The sequence below is a fragment of the Azospira restricta genome, assembly GCF_016858125.1.
GTDB lineage: Bacteria > Pseudomonadota > Gammaproteobacteria > Burkholderiales > Rhodocyclaceae > Proximibacter > Proximibacter restrictus.
Genome location: NZ_CP064781.1, coordinates 252649 through 272533 on the forward strand (window position 1 = coordinate 252649; position 19885 = coordinate 272533).

At 69.7% G+C, this 19885-nt stretch carries 19 protein-coding genes and 1 tRNA gene; 5 read left to right on the forward strand and 15 right to left on the reverse strand.

The window, feature by feature from the left end; translation table 11 throughout:
* Nucleotides 1-37 precede the first annotated feature (37 nt).
* A complete protein-coding gene (locus IWH25_RS01180) occupies nt 38-793 on the forward strand; it encodes an endonuclease/exonuclease/phosphatase family protein (RefSeq protein WP_203387537.1) in 756 nt (251 codons plus the stop codon).
* Nucleotides 783-1943, forward strand: a complete 1161-nt coding sequence (gene clsB, locus IWH25_RS01185) for a cardiolipin synthase ClsB (protein WP_203387538.1) — start codon at nt 783-785, stop codon at nt 1941-1943. Before IWH25_RS01180 ends, clsB begins: the two co-directional genes overlap by 11 nt.
* Here the strand turns inward: clsB and gluQRS are convergent.
* On the reverse strand, nt 1925-2845 hold the full coding sequence (gene gluQRS / locus IWH25_RS01190; protein WP_203387539.1) for a tRNA glutamyl-Q(34) synthetase GluQRS: 921 nt from the start codon (nt 2843-2845) through the stop codon (nt 1925-1927). The genes clsB and gluQRS overlap by 19 nt on opposite strands.
* A 143-nt stretch (nt 2846-2988) precedes the next feature.
* Here gluQRS and IWH25_RS01195 point away from each other — a divergent pair, with 143 nt between their 5' ends.
* Entirely contained in the window at nt 2989-4881 is a 1893-nt protein-coding gene (locus tag IWH25_RS01195; protein WP_203387540.1) for a sensor domain-containing diguanylate cyclase, read from the forward strand.
* Between the two features lie 4 nt (nt 4882-4885).
* Here the strand turns inward: IWH25_RS01195 and IWH25_RS01200 are convergent, their stop codons facing one another.
* The 9 genes from IWH25_RS01200 to IWH25_RS01240 all read right to left on the reverse strand — a co-directional run bounded on the left by IWH25_RS01200 (nt 4886) and on the right by IWH25_RS01240 (nt 12737).
* Nucleotides 4886-5884, reverse strand: coding sequence for an alpha/beta fold hydrolase (locus tag IWH25_RS01200; protein WP_203387541.1), 999 nt, complete (start codon nt 5882-5884; stop codon nt 4886-4888).
* Nucleotides 5885-6001: 117 nt separating this feature from the next.
* A complete protein-coding gene (gene ychF / locus IWH25_RS01205; protein WP_203387542.1) occupies nt 6002-7093 on the reverse strand; it encodes a redox-regulated ATPase YchF in 1092 nt (363 codons plus the stop codon).
* Between the two features lie 10 nt (nt 7094-7103).
* Nucleotides 7104-7685 (reverse strand): aminoacyl-tRNA hydrolase, encoded by a 582-nt coding sequence (gene pth / locus IWH25_RS01210; RefSeq protein ID WP_203387543.1) that lies wholly within the window; start codon nt 7683-7685, stop codon nt 7104-7106.
* Between the two features lie 71 nt (nt 7686-7756).
* A complete protein-coding gene (locus IWH25_RS01215; protein WP_203387544.1) occupies nt 7757-8362 on the reverse strand; it encodes a 50S ribosomal protein L25/general stress protein Ctc in 606 nt (201 codons plus the stop codon).
* A gap of 63 nt (nt 8363-8425) precedes the next feature.
* Nucleotides 8426-9376: a ribose-phosphate diphosphokinase gene (locus IWH25_RS01220; RefSeq protein WP_203387545.1), complete on the reverse strand. Its 951-nt coding sequence runs from the start codon at nt 9374-9376 to the stop codon at nt 8426-8428.
* A gap of 86 nt (nt 9377-9462) precedes the next feature.
* Nucleotides 9463-9539 (reverse strand) — tRNA-Gln (locus IWH25_RS01225).
* Between the two features lie 53 nt (nt 9540-9592).
* Nucleotides 9593-10444, reverse strand: coding sequence for a 4-(cytidine 5'-diphospho)-2-C-methyl-D-erythritol kinase (ispE, locus tag IWH25_RS01230; protein ID WP_203387546.1), 852 nt, complete (start codon nt 10442-10444; stop codon nt 9593-9595).
* Nucleotides 10441-10998 (reverse strand): lipoprotein insertase outer membrane protein LolB, encoded by a 558-nt coding sequence (gene lolB, locus IWH25_RS01235; RefSeq protein ID WP_203387547.1) that lies wholly within the window; start codon nt 10996-10998, stop codon nt 10441-10443. The genes ispE and lolB overlap by 4 nt, the downstream gene beginning before the upstream one ends.
* Before the next feature lie 8 nt (nt 10999-11006).
* The gene (locus tag IWH25_RS01240) at nt 11007-12737 is read right to left on the reverse strand and encodes a tetratricopeptide repeat protein (RefSeq protein ID WP_203387548.1); all 1731 of its coding nucleotides are present in this window, start codon (nt 12735-12737) and stop codon (nt 11007-11009) included.
* A gap of 119 nt (nt 12738-12856) precedes the next feature.
* Between IWH25_RS01240 and mutM the strand changes: the two genes are divergently transcribed.
* Both mutM and IWH25_RS01250 read left to right on the forward strand, forming a co-directional pair.
* On the forward strand, nt 12857-13669 hold the full coding sequence (mutM, locus tag IWH25_RS01245) for a bifunctional DNA-formamidopyrimidine glycosylase/DNA-(apurinic or apyrimidinic site) lyase (protein WP_203387549.1): 813 nt from the start codon (nt 12857-12859) through the stop codon (nt 13667-13669).
* A gap of 93 nt (nt 13670-13762) precedes the next feature.
* Nucleotides 13763-15721 (forward strand): dynamin family protein, encoded by a 1959-nt coding sequence (locus IWH25_RS01250; RefSeq protein WP_203387550.1) that lies wholly within the window; start codon nt 13763-13765, stop codon nt 15719-15721.
* Nucleotides 15722-15799: 78 nt separating this feature from the next.
* On the opposite strand, the gene IWH25_RS01255 is transcribed toward IWH25_RS01250, so the two are convergent.
* Genes IWH25_RS01255 through IWH25_RS01275 form a run of 5 tightly spaced genes read right to left on the reverse strand, consistent with a single transcriptional unit; the run spans nt 15800 to nt 19840 of the window.
* Complete coding sequence (locus tag IWH25_RS01255; RefSeq protein WP_203387551.1) at nt 15800-16060, reverse strand: YfhL family 4Fe-4S dicluster ferredoxin; 261 nt, start codon at nt 16058-16060, stop codon at nt 15800-15802.
* 13 nt (nt 16061-16073) lie between these two features.
* Nucleotides 16074-16574 (reverse strand): pantetheine-phosphate adenylyltransferase, encoded by a 501-nt coding sequence (coaD, locus tag IWH25_RS01260; RefSeq protein WP_376990124.1) that lies wholly within the window; start codon nt 16572-16574, stop codon nt 16074-16076.
* Complete coding sequence (gene rsmD / locus IWH25_RS01265) at nt 16534-17154, reverse strand: 16S rRNA (guanine(966)-N(2))-methyltransferase RsmD (protein ID WP_203387552.1); 621 nt, start codon at nt 17152-17154, stop codon at nt 16534-16536. Before rsmD ends, coaD begins: the two co-directional genes overlap by 41 nt.
* Nucleotides 17151-18452 (reverse strand): M16 family metallopeptidase, encoded by a 1302-nt coding sequence (locus IWH25_RS01270; RefSeq protein WP_238998969.1) that lies wholly within the window; start codon nt 18450-18452, stop codon nt 17151-17153. The genes rsmD and IWH25_RS01270 overlap by 4 nt, the downstream gene beginning before the upstream one ends.
* A 14-nt stretch (nt 18453-18466) precedes the next feature.
* Nucleotides 18467-19840: a M16 family metallopeptidase gene (locus IWH25_RS01275; protein WP_203387553.1), complete on the reverse strand. Its 1374-nt coding sequence runs from the start codon at nt 19838-19840 to the stop codon at nt 18467-18469.
* Nucleotides 19841-19885: the final 45 nt, after the last annotated feature.

Sequence of the window (19885 nt, forward strand, 5' to 3'; positions counted from 1 at the left end):
GCCATGCCGCGGGCGGGCGATCCCGGTAGAATGAGGCATGCCCGCTGCCTTGCGCATCACCACCTACAACATCCACAAGGGGTTCTCGCAGTTCAACCGCCGCATGATGGTGCACGAACTGCGGGACCGGCTGCGCCACCTCGATTCGGACATCGTCTTCCTGCAGGAGGTGCAGGGCCTGCACCTCGGCCACGCCGGCCGGCACGAGGACTGGCCGGAAGAGCCGCAGCACGAGTTCCTCGCCGAGGACGTCTGGGCGGCCACCGCCTACGGCAAGAACGTGATCTACGACCACGGCCACCATGGCAACGCGATCCTCTCCCGCTTCCCGATCCTCGACATCCACAACCAGGACGTGACGCACCTGCAGTTCGAGCGGCGCGGCCTGCTGCACTGCCAGATTTCGCTGCCCGACGGCGCCGCCGTCCACTGCGTCTGCGTGCACCTGTCGCTGTTCGGCCGCTCGCGCATCCGCCAGATGGCGGCACTCGCCGACTACCTCGAACGCATTGCGCCGCACGACACGCCGCTGATCATCGCCGGCGACTTCAACGACTGGCGCAACCGCGCCGACAACCTGCTCAGCGATCGCCTGGCGCTGACCGAGGTGTTCTGCGGCGCCTCCGGACGGCCGGCGCGGAGCTTCCCGGCCGGGCTGCCGCTCTTTCGCCTCGACCGCATCTACGTGCGCGGCTTCTCGGTCGAGCGCGCCGAGGTGCATTTCGGCGCCCCGTGGTCGAAGATCTCGGATCACGCCGCGCTGTCGGCGCAGCTGCTGCGCGATGGCGCTTGAGTTCCTGCCCGGCAACCGGCTGACGCTGCTCAACAGCGGCCGCGAGTTCTTCCCGGCGCTGATCGCCGCGATCGACGGTGCGCGCCACGAAATCCATCTGGAAACCTACATCTTCGAGGACGATGCCAGCGGCCGCCCGGTGATCGACGCGCTGAAGCGCGCCGCCGTTCGCGGCGTCCAGGTCCGTGTGCTGGTCGACGGCTTCGGCGCCGCCGGCTTCATCGACCACGGACTCGCCGAGCTCACCGCGGCGGGCATCCACGCGCTGGTCTACCGGCGCGAGATCGCACGCTTCCGGCTGCGCCGGCACCGCCTGCGGCGCCTGCACCGCAAGCTGGCGCTGGTCGATGCGCGCATCGCCTTCGTCGGCGGCATCAACATCATCGACGACCTCAACCAGCCCGGCGCGACGGCGCCACGCTACGACTACGCGGTGCGCGTCGAGGGGCCGCTGGTGGCGCCGATCCGGCGCGTCATGCTGCGCCTGTGGGACATCGTCGCCTGGGCCAGTTTCCGCCGCCGCCTCGCCCCGCACCGCCGGCTGCCGGCGATCGCCGACGCCTGCGGCACGGAGGCCGCGGCGCTGGTGATCCGCGACAACATCCGCCACCGGCGCGCGATCGAGGACGCCTACATCGACGCGATCGAGGCCGCGCAGGACGAGATCCTGATCGCCAACGCCTACTTCCTGCCCGGCTTCCGCTTCCGCCGCGCGCTGCTCGACGCGGTCCGCCGCGGCGTGCGCGTCAGCGTGCTGCTGCAGGGGCGCGTCGAATACCGCCTGCAGCACTATGCGACGCAGGCGCTCTACGGCCACCTGCTCAGCGCCGGCGTGCGCGTCTTCGAATATCGGCCGAGCTTCCTGCACGCCAAGGTGGCGGTGATCGACGGCGAATGGTCGACCGTCGGCTCGTCGAACATCGACCCGTTCAGCCTGCTGCTGGCGAAGGAAGCGAACGTCGTCGTCCGCGACGCCGGCTTCGCGCGCACGCTGACGCGCAGCCTGCAGGAGGCGATCAGCGGCGGCGCCGTCGAACTCCACCCGCGCGAGTGGCAGCGCCTGTCCTGGCCGTCGCGGCTGCTGCGCTGGACCTGCTACCAGCTGGTTCGCCTCGCCATCGGCGTCGCCGGCTACGGCGGCAAGCACTGACCCGGGCCGCGGATGCCGCGCCGGCGCGGCACCGCGGCGATCTCCCAGTGGGCGACCGCCCACGCCCAGAATTCGGCGAGCGGCCAGCGCTCGCCGCCGGCCGGCAGCGGCTGGCCGAGGAAGCGCAGCGCGGCGGCGAGTGCCGGCACGCCGGCGCTCGCCGGCAGCGCCGGCGCCAGCGTCTGCTTGGAGAGCTTCTCGCCGGCGGCATTGGTCGCCACCGGCAGGTGCGCGTAACGCGGCGCGGCGACGCCGAGCCGCTGCTGCAGCCACAGCTGGCGGGGCGTCGAGTCGAGCAGGTCGGCGCCGCGGACGACGTCGGTGATGCCGGCGTCGGCGTCGTCGACGACCACCGCCAACTGGTAGGCGAACTGGCCGTCGGCGCGCAGCAGCACGAAGTCGCCGACCTCGCGCGCAAGGTTGTGCGCGATCTCGCCCTGCACGCGATCCACGCAACCGACCACCGCGTCCGGGACGCGCAGCCGCCACGCGCGCGCCGCGCGGCCCGGCGCCAGGCCGCCGCGGCAGGTGCCGGGATAGACGTGGCCGCCATCGACCGACGGCCCCAGCCGCGAATCGGCGATCTCGCGGCGCGAGCAGGCACACGGGTAGAGGTCGCCCTGGCGGCGCAGCTGGTCGAGCGCTTCGCGATAGCGGGCATGCCGCTGCGACTGGAAGACCGGCACCCCGTCCCATTCGAAGCCGAGCGCCGCCAGCACGCGCAGGATGTCGTCGGCGGCGCCGGCGACGTTGCGCGGCGTGTCGACGTCCTCGATGCGCAGCAGCCATTCGCCGCCCGCCGCGCGCGCATCGAGGTAGCTGCCGACGGCGGCAACCAGCGAGCCGAAGTGCAGCGGACCGCTCGGCGAGGGTGCGAAACGGCCGCGGTAACGACCGCTCACGACGCCCTCCCGCCGGGGTCGGCGTCGCCTCGCCGGATCACGGCAAGCATTTGTCGGGAAAAAGAAAATTGGGCTGGCACGGCGGCGGACAAGGACGCATAATCGGCAGTCTTATATAACACAAACAACATCGGCACCAACGGATGAGACAGCACGCCCACCGAGACAAGGCGCTGGCGAGCGCCGTCGCGCGCACGCGCGAAGACTGCCTGCGGCAGCTCGCCGACCTTGCGCCGAGCGCCGGCCTGTCGACGATCGGCGCGGCGCTGCTGGTCGCGCTGTGGTTGCTCGGACGGACGCCGCACGCGCTGCTCGCGGCATGGCTGGGTACGCTGCTCGCGCTCGGCGGCGGCCGCTTCCTGTTCGCCCTCGCCTTCCGCCATCGCTTCCGCAGCGCCCAGGCGCGCTGCTGGGAGCTCGGCTATGCGCTGCTCGCCGGCCTCACCGGCCTCTGCTGGGGCCTGCTCGCGTGGCTGCCGCAGCCCGGCGCCGACCCCGGCGCAGCATTCGTCGTCGTCCTCGTCCTGTGCAGCGTCCTGCTGGTCGGCAGCACGACGCTGGTGGCAAGCACGCCGGCGCTGGCCGGCTTCTCGGCGGCCCTCGGCCTGCCGTTCCTCGCCCGCGCGCTGACGATGGAAACCCAGCTCGCGCTGTTCTTCGGCGTCGGCCTGCTGATCGCCGCCGGCGTCCTCGCCAGCGCGGTCCGCTCGCACCGGCGGACGCTGCTCGCCGCGATCCTCGGCCGCAACGAGATCGACGCGCTGCTGCAGCAGCAGAAGGTGATCTTCGAATCCGCCGGCGAAGGCATCGTCTTCCTGAAGCCGGCGCCGGACTACGTGGTCAGCTGCAACCGGCGCTTCGCCGAGCTGTTCGGCTATCCGCACGCGGCGATGATCGGCATGGAGCCGTGGCGCTGGCACCCCAACCGCGAACAGTGGAAGGCGCTGGTCAAGGCCTCGGCACCGACGATCACCGCCGGCCGCCCCTACCATCAGGTGCTGCGCCTGCAGCGCGCCGACGGCACGCAGTTCTGGAGCGAGGTCACCGGCATGGCGGTGACCATCGGCGAGCTGCGCAACGGCACCGTCTGGATCGTCTCGGACATCACCGAGCAGCGCGCCGCCGAGGCCGCGCTGCGCGTCAGCGAGGCGCGCTTCCGCGACCTGGTGAAGCTCTCCTCCGACCTCTACTGGGAACAGGATGCGCAGTTCCGCTTCACGCACTTCGACGGCCCGCCGGAACTGCTCGCCCGGCTGCCCCGCACCAGCATCCTCGGCCGCACGCGCTGGGAAGTCGACGACATCAGCGAGGTGCGCGGCGAGGCGTGGCAGGCGCATATCGCGACGCTGCAACGGCACGAGCCGTTCCGCGACTTCTGCTACCGCATCCAGGGCGGCGACGGCGCCCAGGCCTGGCTCAGCGTCAGCGGCAACCCGCGCTTCGACGAGACCGGCAACTTCATCGGCTACCACGGCGTCACCAGCGACATCACGCTACGCGTCGAAGCCGAGGAGCGCTACCGCCACCTCGCCTACCACGACACGCTGACGCGGCTGCCGAACCGGCGATTGCTGACCGACCGCCTCGACCAGGCAATCCGCGTCGCCTCGCGCCGCGGCAGCCGGCTGGCGCTGCTGCTGCTCGACCTCGACGGCTTCAAGCAGATCAACGACCGCCACGGCCATGCCGCCGGCGACCGCGTACTCGAGACGGTGGCGATGCGCCTGCGGGAAACGGTGCGCGACGCCGACACCGTCGCGCGCATGGGCGGCGACGAGTTCGTCGTGCTGCTGCACGAGATCGGCGACATCGACGACGCGGCACGGGTCGCCGAGAAGATCCTCGCCCGCGTCTGCGAGCCGATCGGCGACGGCGAAGTCGCGCACACCGTCGGCAGCAGCATCGGCATCAGCGTCTTCCCGGAGCACGGCGACACGCCCGATGCGCTGCTGCACAGCGCCGACCACGCGATGTACCACGGCAAGAGCCGCGGCGGCCGGACGGCGCGGGTGTTCGCGGGGAACGCGGGGGGATAAGGCGCTAGCCCAGGCGCGACAGCAGGTAGCTGGCGGCGCCGGCGAGCGCACTGCCGACCGCAGCGATCACGTAGTACGGTTCGACCGCGTGATGCACGCGCGAGACCAGTTCGCGCCAGCTGCGTCCGCGGCGGGCCAGCGCACGGCGGCTGAAGCGCTGCGGCCGGTCGCCGAGGAAGCGCGGCACCTCGTCGAAGAAGGTGCGGCATGCGGGCTCATGCTCGAGGAAGAGATGGCTCGCCCCCTCCATCGGCACGAACCTCGCGCCGGCGATCGCCGCCGCCAGCTCGACGCCGAAGCGATAGGGCACGGCCCGATCGTCTCGGCAATGGAGGACCAGCGTCGGCACGTGAAGCTTGGGCAGCAGCGGCCTGACGTCGATATCGGCGATCGCCCGGAAATAGCGCGCCGCCATCCGCGGCGACGCGCTCACCGCCTCCAGGTCGTTCATCCAGGCGATCGCCTCGCGGCTGCCGCTGGCCACGTAACGCGACGAGAACAGCTCCCGGTACGAGGCATCCTCGCTGCCCCAGCCCTTCTCGATCAGCGTGCACATCGCGTCGAGCATGTCCGGACCGAATTGCGGATCGTCGCGATGCAGGCGCCCGCGGGCATAGGCGCCATAGAGCACCAGATGCGAAACGCGTTCGGGATGCCTGGCGCAGTAGCGGATTGCCGTCGCAGCGCCTTGCGAGATTCCGAGCAGGGCGAAGCGCGGCAGCGCCAGGTCGCGGACGACCGCTTCCAGGTCGCGCAGCCAGCCTTCCGGCGAGATGTCCGAGACATCGCGGTCGGACAGTCCAGTACCGCGCGGATCGTAGCGGACCAGCAGGTGCCGCTCCGAGAGCCCCGCCAGCAGGTGATTCCAGACCGGGCTCTTGAGGTCGTATTCGAGGTGCGTCAGCCAGTGGCCGGGACGGACGATCGGCAAGCCCGCGCCGGACGTGGCATAGGCGATGCGCACGCCATCTTCCGTGGTACAGAACCGGATGCACTGCTCCATGGGAAGCCCTCCTGTGTCCGCACCGGACATCGTACGCCGACCGAGGGGCATGCGACAGGCACGAAAAAAGGCCCGCGCCAGGCGCGGGCCGTTCTCGCCTGCGGGGCTAGCGGACGCCTAGACGTTGAACAGGAAGTTCAGGATGTCGCCGTCCTGGACGACGTAGTCCTTGCCTTCGGCGCGCATCTTGCCAGCTTCCTTGGCGCCCTGCTCGCCGCCGTACTTGACAAAGTCGTCGAAGGAAATCGTCTGCGCACGGATGAAGCCGCGCTCGAAGTCGGTATGGATGACGCCGGCGGCCTGCGGCGCGGTGTCGCCCTGGTGGATGGTCCACGCGCGCACTTCCTTGACGCCGGCGGTGAAGTAGGTCTGCAGGCCGAGCAGGTGGTAGCCGGCGTGGATCAGGCGATCCAGCCCCGGCTCCTCGAGCCCGAGGTCGGCGAGGAAGATCTGCTTCTCTTCGTCATCGAGGTCGGCGATCTCGGCCTCGATCGCCGCGCAGACGGCGACCACCTCGGCCTTCTCGGCCTTGGCGCGGGCGCGCACGGCATCCAGATGCGGATTGTTCTCGAAGCCGTTCTCGGCGACGTTGGCCGCGTAGAGCACCGGCTTCGCGGTGATCAGGCAGAAGGTCTTGAGGTTGGCCCACTCCTCCTTGGAGAGGTCGAGCGCGCGCACCGGCTTGCCCTGGTCGAGCTGCGCGTAGCACTTCTCGAGCACGGCGACGAGCAGCTTCGCTTCCTTGTCGCCGGCGTTGGCCGGCTTGCGGTAGCGGTTCAGCGCCTTTTCCACGGTGGCAAGGTCGGCGAGCGCGAGTTCGGTGTCGATGACCTCGATGTCGCGGATCGGATCGACGTTGCCGGAGACGTGGATCACGTTGTCGTTGGCGAAGCAGCGGACGACGTGCACGATCGCGTCGGTCTCGCGGATGTTGGCCAGGAACTGGTTGCCGAGGCCTTCGCCCTTCGACGCGCCGGCGACCAGGCCGGCGATGTCGACGAACTCGGTCACCGCCGGCACGACGCGCTGCGGCTTGACGATCTCGGCGAGCTTGGCGAGCCGCTTGTCCGGCACCTCGACGACGCCGACGCTGGGGTCGATGGTGCAGAACGGATAGTTCTCGGCGGCGACGCCGGCCTTGGTCAGCGCGTTGAAGAGGGTGGACTTGCCGACGTTGGGCAGGCCGACGATGCCGCATTTCATGCTCATGGTTTTTCCCTTATACCGATTTGCCGTGCAGCCGTTGCTGCGCGGCGGTGTAGTCGCCCGCGGCCAGTTGTGGCCAGGCGAGCAGGCAGCGGTCGATGGCTCGGTCGATGGCCTCGCGCTCGTCGGCGCGCGGCCGGTGCAGCACGAAGTCGGCGACGTCCTGCGCCAGGTTCAGGTTGCGCGGGTGGCCGACGCCGAGGCGCAGGCGCCAGAAGTCGGGCGTCGCCAGCTGCGCCTGGATGTCCTTGATGCCGTTGTGGCCGCCGGCACCGCCGCCCTGCTTGACGCGGATGCCGCCGGGCGGCAGGTCGAGCTCGTCATGGACGACCAGCACCTCGGCCGGGGTGATCTTGTAGAAGCGCGCAAGCGCCGCCACCGACTGGCCGGAGCGGTTCATGTAGGTCGTCGGCAACAGCAGCCAGACGTCGCCGGCGCGGCCGGCGAGGCCGAAGAACTTGGCCTGCGGCGCGAGCGAAACCTTCAGCTCGCGCGCCAGGCGCTCGACGAACCAGGCGCCGGCGTTGTGCCGGGTATCCTCGTAGTCGGCGCCCGGGTTGCCGAGGCCGACGATCAGGCGGGGAGCGGTACTCATGGGTGGCTACAAAAACGAAGCCGCCGCGGGCCTCGCGGCCGGACGGCGGCTTGCGTTCCGAGTCGGACGACTCAGGCGGCCGGCGCTTCCGCCGCTTCGTCGCTGCCGCCCTTCTTGGCAACGATCGAAACGACGACCGGGTTGGTGTCCTGGCCGTGGGTGACGACGGACACGCCCTTCGGCAGCGTCAGGTCCTTGACGTGGATCGACTGGCCGACCTTCAGGTCCTTCAGGTCGACTTCGATGAACTCCGGCAGGTTGGCCGGCAGGCAGGTGACGTCGAGTTCGTTGATGGTGTGCGAGACGAGGCCGCCGGAGAGCTTGACGCCCGGGGCGACGTCGGCGTTGACGAAGTGCAGCGGCACCTTCTGGTGCAGCTTCTGGTTCGGGTCGACGCGCTGGAAGTCGACGTGCAGCACGATCGCCTTGTACGGGTGCATCTGGTTGTCGCGCAGCAGGACCGGCTCCTTCTTGCCTTCGATGTCCAGCGTCAGGACGGAGGCGTGGAAGGCTTCCTTGCGCAGGTTCAGCAGGATGGTGTTGTGGTCGAGCTCGATCGCCTGGGCGGCTTCGTTGCCACCGTAGACGACGGCCGGAACGCGGCCAGCGCGACGCAGGCGGCGGCTCGCTCCGGAACCCTGGTCAGTGCGCTTTTTTGCAGTCAGTTCGAATTGCATGGTTGCTCCTTGGTACTGCGTTGAAAACCCCCGTCCCGCGACCAGGCCGGGGGGTGAAAAAACTCATTCGATGAACAGCGAGGACACCGACTCCTCGTTGCTGATGCGGCGGATCGTCTCGGCCAGCAGGTCGGCGACCGTCAGCTGGCGGATGCGCTTGCAGTTCATCGCCTCGTCGGACAGCGGGATGGTGTCGGTGACGACCAGCTCGTCGAGCGCCGAATCGTTCAGGCGCTCGATCGCGGCGCCGGACAGCACCGGGTGCGTGCAGTAGGCGAGCACCTTGCCGGCGCCGTTTTCCTTCAGCGCGGCGGCGGCCTTGCACAGCGTGCCAGCGGTGTCGACGATGTCGTCCATGATCACGCAGGTGCGGCCGTCGACCTCGCCGATGATGTTCATCACTTCCGAGACGTTGGCCTTCGGCCGGCGCTTGTCGATGATCGCCAGGTCGCATTCGAGGCGCTTCGCCAGCGAGCGGGCGCGGACGACGCCGCCGTGGTCCGGCGAGACGACCATCAGGTTCTCGTAGTTCTGCTTCTGGATGTCCTCGAGCAGGATCGGCAGCGCGTAGATGTTGTCGACCGGGATGTCGAAGAAGCCCTGGATCTGTTCGGCGTGCAGGTCCATCGTCAGCACGCGGTCGACGCCCGAGGCCATCAGCATGTTGGCGACCAGCTTGGCGGCGATCGGCACGCGCGACGAGCGCGAGCGGCGGTCCTGGCGGGCGTAGCCGAAGTACGGGATGGCGGCGGTGATGCGGCCGCCGGAGGCGCGCTTCAGCGCGTCGACCATCACCAGCAGCTCCATCAGGTTGTCGTTCGATGGCGCACAGGTCGGCTGCAGCACGAAGATGTCCTTGCCGCGGACGTGCTCGTCGATCTCGACGCTGACCTCGCCGTCCGAGAAGCGGCCGACGTTGGCACGGCCGAGCGAGATGTGCAAGCGTTTAGCGACCTCGGCCGCCAGTTTCGGGTTGGCGTTGCCGGTGAAAATCATCAAGCTGTCGTAGGCCATCTCGTCGCTCCGAGCCGTCGCTCATCCGCCGCAGAAAACAATACGGGCAGGTCTGCAGAACCCGCCCGGATCGATTTGGAATTCAGTGGCTGGGGAAGAAGGATTCGAACCTTCGAATGCCGGAATCAAAATCCGGTGCCTTGACCAACTTGGCGACTCCCCAGCGGTCGCCCAAAAGCGGAGCTTTCGAACGAGGCGCGGATAATACAGCAATTTTCAGGGAGCGCCAAGCCCGGCGAGCGGATGTTCCGGCAGGCCGCGCGCGACCCAGCCGCGCCAGCCCGCCGGCAACGCCGCGAGCACGGCCGCCGCCGCCGCCGGCGTCGCGAACTCGGCGAAGACGCAGGCGCCGGAACCGGTCATCCGCGCTTCGGCAAACGCCGACAGCCAGCCGAGGTACTCGGCGATCGCCGGATACAGTTCGACGGCGATCGGCTGCAGGTCGTTGCCGCCGACGCCCGGCCGCCAGTCGGTGGCGGCGATCGCCGGCGTGTCGCGGCGCAAGGCGGGCGAGCGGAAGATGTCGGCGGTCGGCACCTGCACCGGCGGCTCCAGCACGACGTACCACACCGACGACAGCGCGACCGGCGTGAACGCTTCGCCGACGCCCTCGGCGAAGGCGTTGCGACCATAGACGAAGATCGGCACGTCGGCGCCGAGTGCCAACCCGACCTCCTGCAGCCGCGCGCGCGGCAGGCCGAGCCCCCACAGCCGGTTGAGCGCGAGCAGGACCGTCGCCGCGTCCGAACTGCCGCCGCCGAGGCCGCCGCCCATCGGCAGGCGCTTTTCCAGCGCAATCTCGACGCCGTCGCGGCAGCCGGTCGCGGCCTGCAGCAGGCGCGCGGCGCGCACCGTCAGGTCGGACTCCGGCGGCACGCCCGGCAACGGCGTCGCCAGCACCACCTCGCCGTCGGCACGCGGCGCAAAGCGCAGCAGGTCGCCGTGGTCGACGAAGCGGAAGACGGTCTGCAGCAGGTGATAGCCGTCGGCGCGGCGGCCGACGACGTGCAGGAAGAGGTTGAGCTTGGCCGGCGCCGGCCATGCGCTGTGCCAGTTCCAGTCGCTCATGGCGCCCGCCACTCCTCGATGCGCAGGCGCAGCTCGGGGCCGCCGTCGCGCGTCACGACAAGGCGGGACGGCAGCGCATCCGCCGCCGCGTCGTCGTAGTCGTAATCGATCTGCCAGCCGTCGTCGACGATCCGCCGCGGCCGCCCCTGCGCGTCGGCCTCCAGCTGCGCGCCGGGGCGCGGCCGGGCGAGCACCCAGGCGGCGAGGCTGCCGATCGGCAGCGGGTAGCCGAGCACGTCGTGCAGCAGCTGCTCGGCCCCGGCCGCCTCGCGGACCTGGCCGTCGGCGGCGACCAGGCGCGCCTGTTGCGGATCGACGGAGATTTCGGCGACGGTCTGGCCGAACGGGGAGGAGATGCGCAGCTCGTCGCCGGCGCCGCGATGCACCCAGGCGAGGCGGCCGGCATGGCGCTCCATGGCGTAGGTCAGCGAGAAGCGCGCGTCGAGGCCGAAGTCGCCGACCGCATCGCGCGCCGGCAGGCCGCCGGCGGGCGGCGGCACGGTGGCGCAGGCGGCGACGGCGAGCGCCAGCAGCAACGACAGGAAACGCGGCACGGACGGACTCAGGGCGCGAATTTCTGGCGCACGGCCTTGAGCACGCCGTTGTCGGGATGCAGCTTGCCGGCCTCGGCCCAGATCCGCCGCGCCTCGTCCTGGCGGCCGAGCACCCACAGCACCTCGCCGAGGTGCGCAGCGATCTCGGCGTCGGGCTTGAGCGCGTAGGCCTTCTGCAGCTTGTCGAGCGCACCCTGCAAGTCGCCGCTGCGGAAGAGCACCCAGCCCAGGCTGTCCATGATGAACGGGTCCTCCGGGGCCAGCTCGACCGCCTTGGCGATCAGCTGCCGGGCCTCCTCGAGGCGGATGCCGCGGTCGGCGAAGCTGTAGCCGAGCGCGTTGTAGGCGTGCGCGCTGTCCGGACGCAGTTCGATGACGCGGCGCAGATTGCCCTCCAGCACCTCCATGCGGCCGAGCTTCTCGGCAAGCAGCGCGGCATCGTAGAGGACGTCGGCCTGGTTCGGCTGCTCGGCGATGACGGCATCGAGCAGCGCCAGCGCCTCCTCGTCGCGCCCGGCATCACGCAGCAGGTGCGCCTCGGCGATGACGAACTGCACCTTCGCCTGCGGCTGCCGCTTCGCCGAATCCTGCAGATGGGTGCGCGCCATCGACAGGCCGCCGCCCTCCTTCAGCAGCAGGTTGGCGATGCGCACCTGCGCCGGCACGAACTGCTCGCCGGCGCTGACGCGCTTGTAGAAGGCGATCGCGCCGGCGTGGTCCTTGCGTTCCTCGGCGATCTGGCCGAGGTAGTAGGCTGCCACCGTGCGCTCGGCGGACTCGGCGCCTTCGAGGATGCGCAAGAGCAGCGGCTCGGCGGTCGCCACGTCGTTCTGCTGCAGCGCCAGCACGGCGACCGGGTACATCAGCTCGGGGCTATCCGGATGCTCGGCGAGGAGGCGGTCGAAATGCTTGCGCGCGTCGCCGTAGCGCTTCTCGGCGATCAGGCCGCGGGCCAGGTGCAGGCGGACGTCGCGCGCCTGCGGGTTGGCCTTGACGAAGCGCTCGAGCACCTCGATCGCGGCCGCGGCCGAATCGCGCGCGACGAGCTGCGATTCGAACAGCGCCGGCGCCTCCCACTCCGGGCGCAGCGACGACGCCTTGCGCACCTCGGCCAGCGCCGCCTGCCGCTCGCCGGCGTGATAGGCAGCGGTCGCCAGCGCGTAATGCGCCTCGGCGATGCCGGCGTAGGGCGCCAGCACCTTGTCCAGCATGCGGTAGGCACCGGCCTTGTCCTGCAGACGCGACAGCATGCGGTTCATCCGCAGCAGGTTGTCGATCAGGTTGTCCTTGTCCTTCTCGAGCAGGATCGTCACCTGCGGCCCGAGTTCGTCGGCGCGGTTCTGCATGATCAGCACCGCCGCCAGCGTCTGCCGGGCGTTGATCGACTCCGGCTCGATCTCGACCCAGAGGCGGGCGGCCTCGTAGGCGACGTCGAAGCGGCGGCTGATGCTGGCCACCTCGACCGTCCGTTCGAGCACCTTCGGGTCGCGCGTGCGGTAGGCGAGGTCGCCGTAGGCGCCGACCGCCAGTTCGTGGTTGCCGCGCTGCAGTGCGATCTCGCCGAGCAGCACCTGGTAGACCGCCTGCCCGAGGTGGCTGCGGTAGAGCTCGGCGGAGAGCGGCGCGGGCGCCGGCTTGGCGGCCTCGCGCGGCGCTTTCGGCTTGCCGGCGGCCAGCGTCGGCGCCGAGAAGGCGAGGGCCACTGCTGCGGCCAACGCAGCGCGCTTGATCGATTTCATGGTTTCCCTGCTTGCCCGTGTGGAAGATTGGAGACATTCGGGCAATAATGGTTCGGCATGTTATGGCCTTTTCCCCACGCCCTCAAGTCGCTCCGCTGCCGCCCGAGATCCATCACGCCATGCCCGAACTGCCCGAAGTCGAAGTCAGCCGTCAGGGGCTGCTGCCCTACCTCCCCGGAAAGACCGTGCGCGCGGCGACGGTGCGCACGCCGCGGCTGCGCCACGAAATCCCGCCCGAACTGCCGCGCCTGCTCTCCGGGCGCGCGCTCGCCGGCATCGCCCGGCGCGGCAAGTACCTCGTCTTCGACTTCGGCGGCGGCTGGCTGATCCTGCATCTGGGCATGTCCGGCAGCCTGCGCCTGGTGGCGCCGGAAACGCCGCCGCAGAAGCACGACCACGTCGACCTCGACTTCGGCGACACCGTGCTGCGCCTGCGCGACCCGCGCCGCTTCGGCGTGCTGGCGTGGACCGAAGCCGCGCCGGAAACGCACCCGCTGCTCGCCGTGCTCGGCATCGAGCCGCTGTCGCCGGAATTCGACGGGCGCTGGCTGCATGCGGCGCTGCACCGGCGCTCGGCGCCGGTCAAGCCGGTGCTGATGGACGGCCACCTGCTGGTCGGCGTCGGCAACATCTACGCGTCGGAAAGCCTCTTTCGCGCCGGCATCTCGCCGCTGCGCGCCGCCAACCGGATCGCCGCCGGGCGCTGCGACCGCCTCGCCGAGGCGGTGCGCGAGACGCTCGCCGACTCGATCGCCGCCGGCGGCAGCAGCGTGCGCGACTACGTGCACAGCGACGGCGGCGCCGGCTGCTTCCAGCTCAGCTGCGCCGTCTACGACCGCGACGGCGCGCCCTGCCCGGCCTGCGGCACGCCGGTGCGCTGCACGCGCCAGGCCGGGCGCAGCACCTACTGGTGCCCGCGCTGCCAGCGCTGAACGCCGCGCGGCGCGTGCATCCCCTTGATTTATGCCGTTGATTTGGTGCGGGCGCATGATAAAGTGCGGCCATCTGACCGACCCGGACCGATCATGTCGCTTGCCCAGCAATTCGCCGCCTATGCCGCATGGCGGAGCCAGCTCGGCGAAGGCCTGGAGCGCCTGCGCAACTGGCTCGCCGACAACGAACTGAACGACGCGCAGACCGACCTGCGCCTGACCCAGCTGCTCGAGCGGCTACGCGAGGACCGCCTGCACGTCGCCTTCGTCGCCGAGTTCTCGCGCGGCAAGTCGGAGCTGATCAACGCCATTTTCTTCGCCGACTACGGCAACCGCATGCTGCCCTCGTCGGCCGGGCGGACGACGATGTGCCCGACCGAGCTGATGTACGACCCGGCGAAGCCGCCCTGCGTCGAACTGCTGCCGATCGAGACGCGCGCCAACAGCGCCGGCGTCAGCGAATACAAGAAGTTTCCCGAGGAGTGGCGGCGCGTGCCGCTCGACGTCGCCTCGGCCGAGGCGATGCAGGAAACGCTGCGCCACGTCAGCGAGGTCACCCGCGTCAGCCGCGAGACCGCCGAGCACCTCGGCTTCGACCTCGCCGACGATTCGCTCGCCGCATTCCGGGTCGACGCCGAGGGCATGGTCGAAATCCCGCGCTGGCGGCACGCCGTCATCAATTTCCCGCATCCGCTGCTGAAGCAGGGGCTGGTCATCCTCGACACGCCGGGGCTGAACGCGATCGGCACCGAACCCGAGCTGACGCTGTCGCTGCTGCCGAACGCGCACGCGGTGCTGTTCATCCTCGCCGCCGACACCGGCGTCACGCAGTCCGACCTCGCCATCTGGAAGGAGCACGTCGACGCGCCGGACGGCCGCAAGAAGGGGCGCCTCGTCGTGCTGAACAAGATCGACGGCCAGTGGGACGAGCTGAAGAGCGCGGCCGAGGTCGACTTCGAGATCGCCCGCCAGGTCGGCAGCTGCGCCACCATCCTCAACCTGCCGGCCAACCAGATCTTCCCGGTGTCGGCACAGAAGGGGCTGGTCGCCAAGATCAACGCCGACGACGCGCTGCTCGAGAAGAGCCGCATCCCGGCGCTGGAACGCGCGCTGTCCGAGGAACTGATCCCGGCCAAGCAGGAGATCGTCCGCGACGACACCGAGAACGAGTTCAACGAGCTCGGCCTGCGCGCGCGCGGCCTGCTCGAATCGCGGCTCGCCGGCCTGCGCGAGCAGCTGGCCGAGCTGACCGAGCTGCGCGGCAAGAACCGCGGTGTCGTCGAATACATGATGGGCAAGGTGCGCACCGAGAAGGAGGAGTTCGAATCCGGACTGCAGCGTTACTACGCGGTGCGCAGCATCTTCTCGACGCTGACCAACAAGCTGTTCGCCCACCTCGGCCTGGACACGCTGCGCGCGCTGACGCAGTCGACGCGCGAGTCGATGCTGGAGGCGACCTTCTCCAAGCAGCTCTCCGACGCGATGGCCAACTTCTTCGCGGTCAGCCGCGACGCGCTGGCAAAGTCGAAGGGCGAGGTCGACGAGATCCACAAGATGATGGAGGCGATCTACCGCAAGTTCTCGGTCGAGCACGGCCTCAAGCTGGGCAGCCCGGCGAGCTTCTCGCTGCTGCGCTACGAGAAGGAGCTCGACCGCCTGGAAACCTGGTGCGACACGCACCTGAACACGATGTTCCAGCTGCTGCGCCACGACAAGGCGCACCTCACGCAAAAGTTCTTCGAGGAGGTGGCGATGCAGGTGCGGCGCGCCTTCGAGCACGCCAACCGGCATGCCGAGGGCTGGCTGAAGGCGATCATGGCACCGATGGAGACGCAGGTGCGCGAGCACCAGATCCAGCTGAAGCGGCGCCTGGAAAGCATCAAGCGCATCCATCAGGCGACCGATACGCTGGAGGAGCGGATCGGCGAGCTGACGCACGTCGAGTCGACGCTGGTCGCGCAGATCGCCGCGCTGGCGTCGATCACCGCCGCCGTGCAGGAGGCGCTACGCGCCGAGGTCGACCCGCGCGACCAGATGGTCGTCAATCTCTGACCCGGCCGCAAAGAAAAAAGCGCCGCACCCCCGACCCGGGGCTGCGGCGCTTTTTCTTGTCGTTCCGGCGAGCGGCGGTCAGGCCGGGCGCTTGTTCCCCGTCAGCTGCTCGTACTTGACCCACAGCTGGTCGGCGGTCTCGACCACATCGGGGTTCTTCGGAATGCAGTCCACCGGGCACACCTCCACGCACTGCGGCGTGTCGTAGTGGCCCACGCACTCCGTGCACTTGGCCGGGTCGATCTCATAGATCTCGGCGCCCTGCGAAATCGCCTCGTTCGGGCATTCCGGCTCGCACACGTCGCAGTTGATGCATTCGTCGGTAATCATCAAAGCCATAGCTGCTCTTCCTTCAATTGTTGAAAGTCTCGGAAACCTTTTGCGCCAGCCGCTCATGCACCAGCGGGTGGACGAACTTGCTGACATCGCCGCCGAGCACGGCGATCTCGCGAACCATCGTCGCCGAGATGAACATGTATTGTTCGCCCGGCGTCAGGAATACTGTTTCGACCTCCGGATAGAGGTTGCGGTTCATGCCCGCCATCTGGAACTCGTACTCGAAGTCCGAGACCGCGCGCAGGCCGCGCAGGATGACCTTGGCGCCGCGCTCGTGCAGGAAGTCCATCAGCAGGTTGGAGAAGCCGACGACCTCGACGTTCGGGTACGGCGCCAGCACCTCGCGCGCCAGCTCGACCCGCTCCTCGAGCGAGAAGAACGGCCGCTTCGAGCGGCTCTGCGCGATGCCGACGACGACCTGGTCGAACAGGCTCGACGCGCGACGCACGAGGTCTTCGTGGCCGCGGGTCATCGGGTCAAAGGTGCCCGGGTAGATCGCTACGCGATGATTCAGCATCCTGAGGGCTTTCCCGCCGCATGAGGTGATAAAAAACCTGTCCCGCCTGCCCGCGGCGCACCGTTCGCCAGTCGCCGATGCCGTCCTGCGGGCTTTCGGCTTCGACATAAAGTACCGCGTCGGGGTTCGCCAGGCGCGGCAGCAGCGGGCAGAGCTTCTCGATCCAGCCCTGCCGGTACGGCGGATCGAGGAAGATCACGTCGAAGGCAAGCGGCGTCGAGACCGCGAATTTTAGCGCATCCTGGCAGACTAGCTCCACTTTGCCGCCGGCGCCGAGCAAACGGACGTTTGCGGCGAGCGCCGCAGCCGCCTTCGGCTCGCGCTCGACCAGCACGACGCGGTCGGCGCCGCGCGAGGCCGCTTCCAGCCCGAGCGCGCCGCTGCCGGCAAAGAGATCGAGGCAGGAGAGGCCGGAAAGTTCCTGGCCGAGCCAGTTGAACAGCGTCTCGCGCACCCGGTCCGGCGTCGGCCGCAGGCCTTCGCCGCCGGGGAAGCGCAGCACCCGCCGCCGCCATTCACCGCCGATGATGCGCAGCTGGCCGCCGCCGTCGGCCGCCGCGCGCTTGCCGGGCGGCTTCACTCGCCGGCCACCACCACGGTCACCAGGTGCTCGGGCTTGACGTGGCGGGCGAAGGCCGCGCGCACGTCGGCCGCCGTCACCTTGCCGATGTTCGCCGCGTAGGTGTCGAGGTAGTCGAGCGGCAGCCCGTAGAAGGCGATCGCGGCGACGTTGTCGAGGATCTTGCGGTTCGAGTCGAGGCGCAGCGGGAAGCTGCCGACGATGTTCGCCTTCGCCGCCTTCAGCTCGTCCTCGCTCGGCCCTTCGGCGAGGAAGCGCAGCAGCTCGTCGCGGGCCACCTTGAGCGCGTCCTTGGCTTGCTCGCGCTTGGTCTGCAGGCCGATCTGGAACGGCCCGGCCTCCTTCATCGGCGCGAAGTAGCTGTAGACGCTGTAGGCGAAGCCGCGCTTGTCGCGCACTTCTTTCATCAGCCGGGAGACGAAGCCGCCGCCGCCGAGGCTGTAGTTGCCGACCATCAGCGCGTAGAAGTCGGGGTCGCCGCGCTTCAGCGCCGGCAGGCCGAACTGGATATGCGCCTGCGCCGCCGGGTGCGGCAAGCGCACTTCGCCGGCGGCCGGCAAGGTCACCGCCGGCGTCGGCACCGCAGCCTCGCCGGCCGGCAGCGCCCCGGTCAGCTGCTGCGCCAGCGCCTCGGCCTCGGCGCGGCTCAAGTCGCCGACGATCGAGACCACCGCCGTGCGCGCGGTGTAGCGCGCGGCATGGAAGGCGCACAGGTCGTCGCCGGAGATCCGCCCGAGGCTGTCGACGGTCGGCTGCCGGCCGTAGGGATGGTCGCCGTAGAGCCCGGCCCAGAACGCTCGCGCGGCGATCGTCTCCGGCCGCGTCAGCGCCTCGCGCAACGCGGCGACGGTGCGCGCCCGCTCGCGCTCGAAGACGGCCGCGTCGAAGCGCGGTTCGGCGATCACCGCGCGCATGATGGCGAAGGCGGCGTTGCGCTTGTCCGGCATCGCCAGCGTGCGCAAGCTGACGCTGGCACGGTCGGTGTCGGCGCCGCCGCCCAGCCGCGCCCCGAGGTCGGCGAGTTTGGTCGCCACCTCGTTCTCGTCCATGCCGCCGGCGCCGAGGTCCATCAGGCCGCGCGTCAGCTGCGCCAGCCCGGCCTTGTCGGCCGGGTCCTGCGCGGCGCCGGCGGGGAAGTCGACCTGCACGTCGACGATCGGCAGCGCGCGCGACTCGACGAAATAGACGCGGGCGCCGGACGGCGCCTGCCAGTGCTCGATGCGCACGCCGGCCTCGGCGGCCAGCGTGGCGGCGCAGAGACCGAGCGCGAGAAGAAGCTTCCTGGTCATCGTTTTCATTCCCGAAATCCCCGTCAGTGCCGGATCGGCGCCGCAAAGCGGCGGGGCGTCGCCGACGCCAGCGGCTGCGGATCGAGCACGCCGACCGTCAGGCTGTCGTCGACGAAGTAGCGGCGGGCGACCTCGCGCACCTGCTCGGCGGTCACCGCCTGCAGCTTCTCGATGATCCGCCCGCTCTTGCCGTAGGGCAGACCGACCGCCTCCAGCTGGCCGATCTCCATCGCCTGCGCGAACATCGAGTCGAGCTTGTACACCTCGCTCGCCACCAGCTGCGCTTTGGCGCGCTCGAGTTCCTCGGCGCTGACGCCCTCGTCCTGGATGCGCGCGATCTCGGCGCGCAGGCCGGCCTCCATCTCGGCCACCGTCCTGCCCTGCGACGGCGTGCCGACCAGGTAGAACATGCCCGGGCCGCGCGCCGACGCGTCATAGTCCGCGCTCGCCGAGACGGCGAGGCGCTGCTCGCGCACCAGGTGCTTCGAGAAGCGTGCCGCGCCGTGGCCGGCGAGCACCGACCCGAGCATCTCCAGCGCGTAGGGATCGACGTCCTGGTCGACGTCCTTCAGCACCGGCGCGCGGTAGCCCATGATCAGCACCGGCAGTTCGGCCGGCGCCTTCACCGTCAGCCGGCGGATGCCGGCCTGCGCCGGCTCGTCCTGCGGCTTGCGCGCCGGCAGCGGGCGCGCCTTGAGCCCGCCGTAGAGTTTCTCGGCGGCCTTGAAGACGGCCTGGTGGTCGACGTCGCCGACGATCACGACGTAGGCGTTGTTCGGCACGTACCAGCGCTCGTACCAGTCGCGCGCGTCCTGCACCGTCATGTGCTCGAGGTCGCTCATCCAGCCGATGATCGGCCGGCGGTAGGGATGCGACTGGAAGGCGACCGCATTCATCGCCTCGAACAGCCGCGACTGCGGCTGGTCGTCGGTGCGCAGCCGGCGCTCCTCCATCACCACCTTGATCTCCTGCTCGAATTCGTTCGCCGACAGCGTCAGGTGGCGCATGCGGTCGGCCTCCAGCGCCATCATCTCCTCCAGCTTCTCCTTCGGCACCTGCTGGAAGTAGGCGGTGTAGTCGCGGCTGGTGAAGGCGTTGTCGCGGCCGCCGGCGGCGGCGACGAGGCGATTGAACTCGCCCGGCCCGACCTTCGGCGTGCCCTTGAACATCATGTGCTCGAGCACGTGGGCGACGCCGGTGGTGCCGTTGCTCTCGTCCATCGAGCCGGCGCGGTACCACACCATATGCACCGCAGTCGGCGCGCGGCGGTCTTCCTTGACGATCACGGAGAGGCCGTTGGCCAGCTTGTGCGCGTAGGGATTGGCGAGGAGGGGCGGGGCGGCGAGGGTACAGGCCAGCCCGAACAGTGAAGCGAGGAGCTGTCGTCGCATGGTCATCAGGGGGCTTCTGTTAAAATTTCGTTTTCGGCGAGCGGATCGCCA

Coding starts and splice junctions, on each gene's coding strand:
- ispE (WP_203387546.1), bottom strand. CDS start 10,444: ATGAGCGACTGGAACTGGCACAGCGCATGGCCGGCGCCGGCCAAGCTC.
- IWH25_RS01180 (WP_203387537.1), top strand. CDS start 38: ATGCCCGCTGCCTTGCGCATCACCACCTACAACATCCACAAGGGGTTC.
- IWH25_RS01195 (WP_203387540.1), top strand. CDS start 2,989: ATGAGACAGCACGCCCACCGAGACAAGGCGCTGGCGAGCGCCGTCGCG.
- coaD (WP_376990124.1), bottom strand. CDS start 16,574: ATGCTGAATCATCGCGTAGCGATCTACCCGGGCACCTTTGACCCGATG.
- pth (WP_203387543.1), bottom strand. CDS start 7,685: ATGAGTACCGCTCCCCGCCTGATCGTCGGCCTCGGCAACCCGGGCGCC.
- ychF (WP_203387542.1), bottom strand. CDS start 7,093: ATGAGCATGAAATGCGGCATCGTCGGCCTGCCCAACGTCGGCAAGTCC.
- IWH25_RS01200 (WP_203387541.1), bottom strand. CDS start 5,884: ATGGAGCAGTGCATCCGGTTCTGTACCACGGAAGATGGCGTGCGCATC.
- IWH25_RS01215 (WP_203387544.1), bottom strand. CDS start 8,362: ATGCAATTCGAACTGACTGCAAAAAAGCGCACTGACCAGGGTTCCGGA.
- IWH25_RS01275 (WP_203387553.1), bottom strand. CDS start 19,840: ATGACCATGCGACGACAGCTCCTCGCTTCACTGTTCGGGCTGGCCTGT.
- mutM (WP_203387549.1), top strand. CDS start 12,857: ATGCCCGAACTGCCCGAAGTCGAAGTCAGCCGTCAGGGGCTGCTGCCC.
- clsB (WP_203387538.1), top strand. CDS start 783: ATGGCGCTTGAGTTCCTGCCCGGCAACCGGCTGACGCTGCTCAACAGC.
- IWH25_RS01240 (WP_203387548.1), bottom strand. CDS start 12,737: ATGAAATCGATCAAGCGCGCTGCGTTGGCCGCAGCAGTGGCCCTCGCC.
- IWH25_RS01270 (WP_238998969.1), bottom strand. CDS start 18,452: ATGAAAACGATGACCAGGAAGCTTCTTCTCGCGCTCGGTCTCTGCGCC.
- IWH25_RS01250 (WP_203387550.1), top strand. CDS start 13,763: ATGTCGCTTGCCCAGCAATTCGCCGCCTATGCCGCATGGCGGAGCCAG.
- IWH25_RS01220 (WP_203387545.1), bottom strand. CDS start 9,376: ATGGCCTACGACAGCTTGATGATTTTCACCGGCAACGCCAACCCGAAA.
- IWH25_RS01255 (WP_203387551.1), bottom strand. CDS start 16,060: ATGGCTTTGATGATTACCGACGAATGCATCAACTGCGACGTGTGCGAG.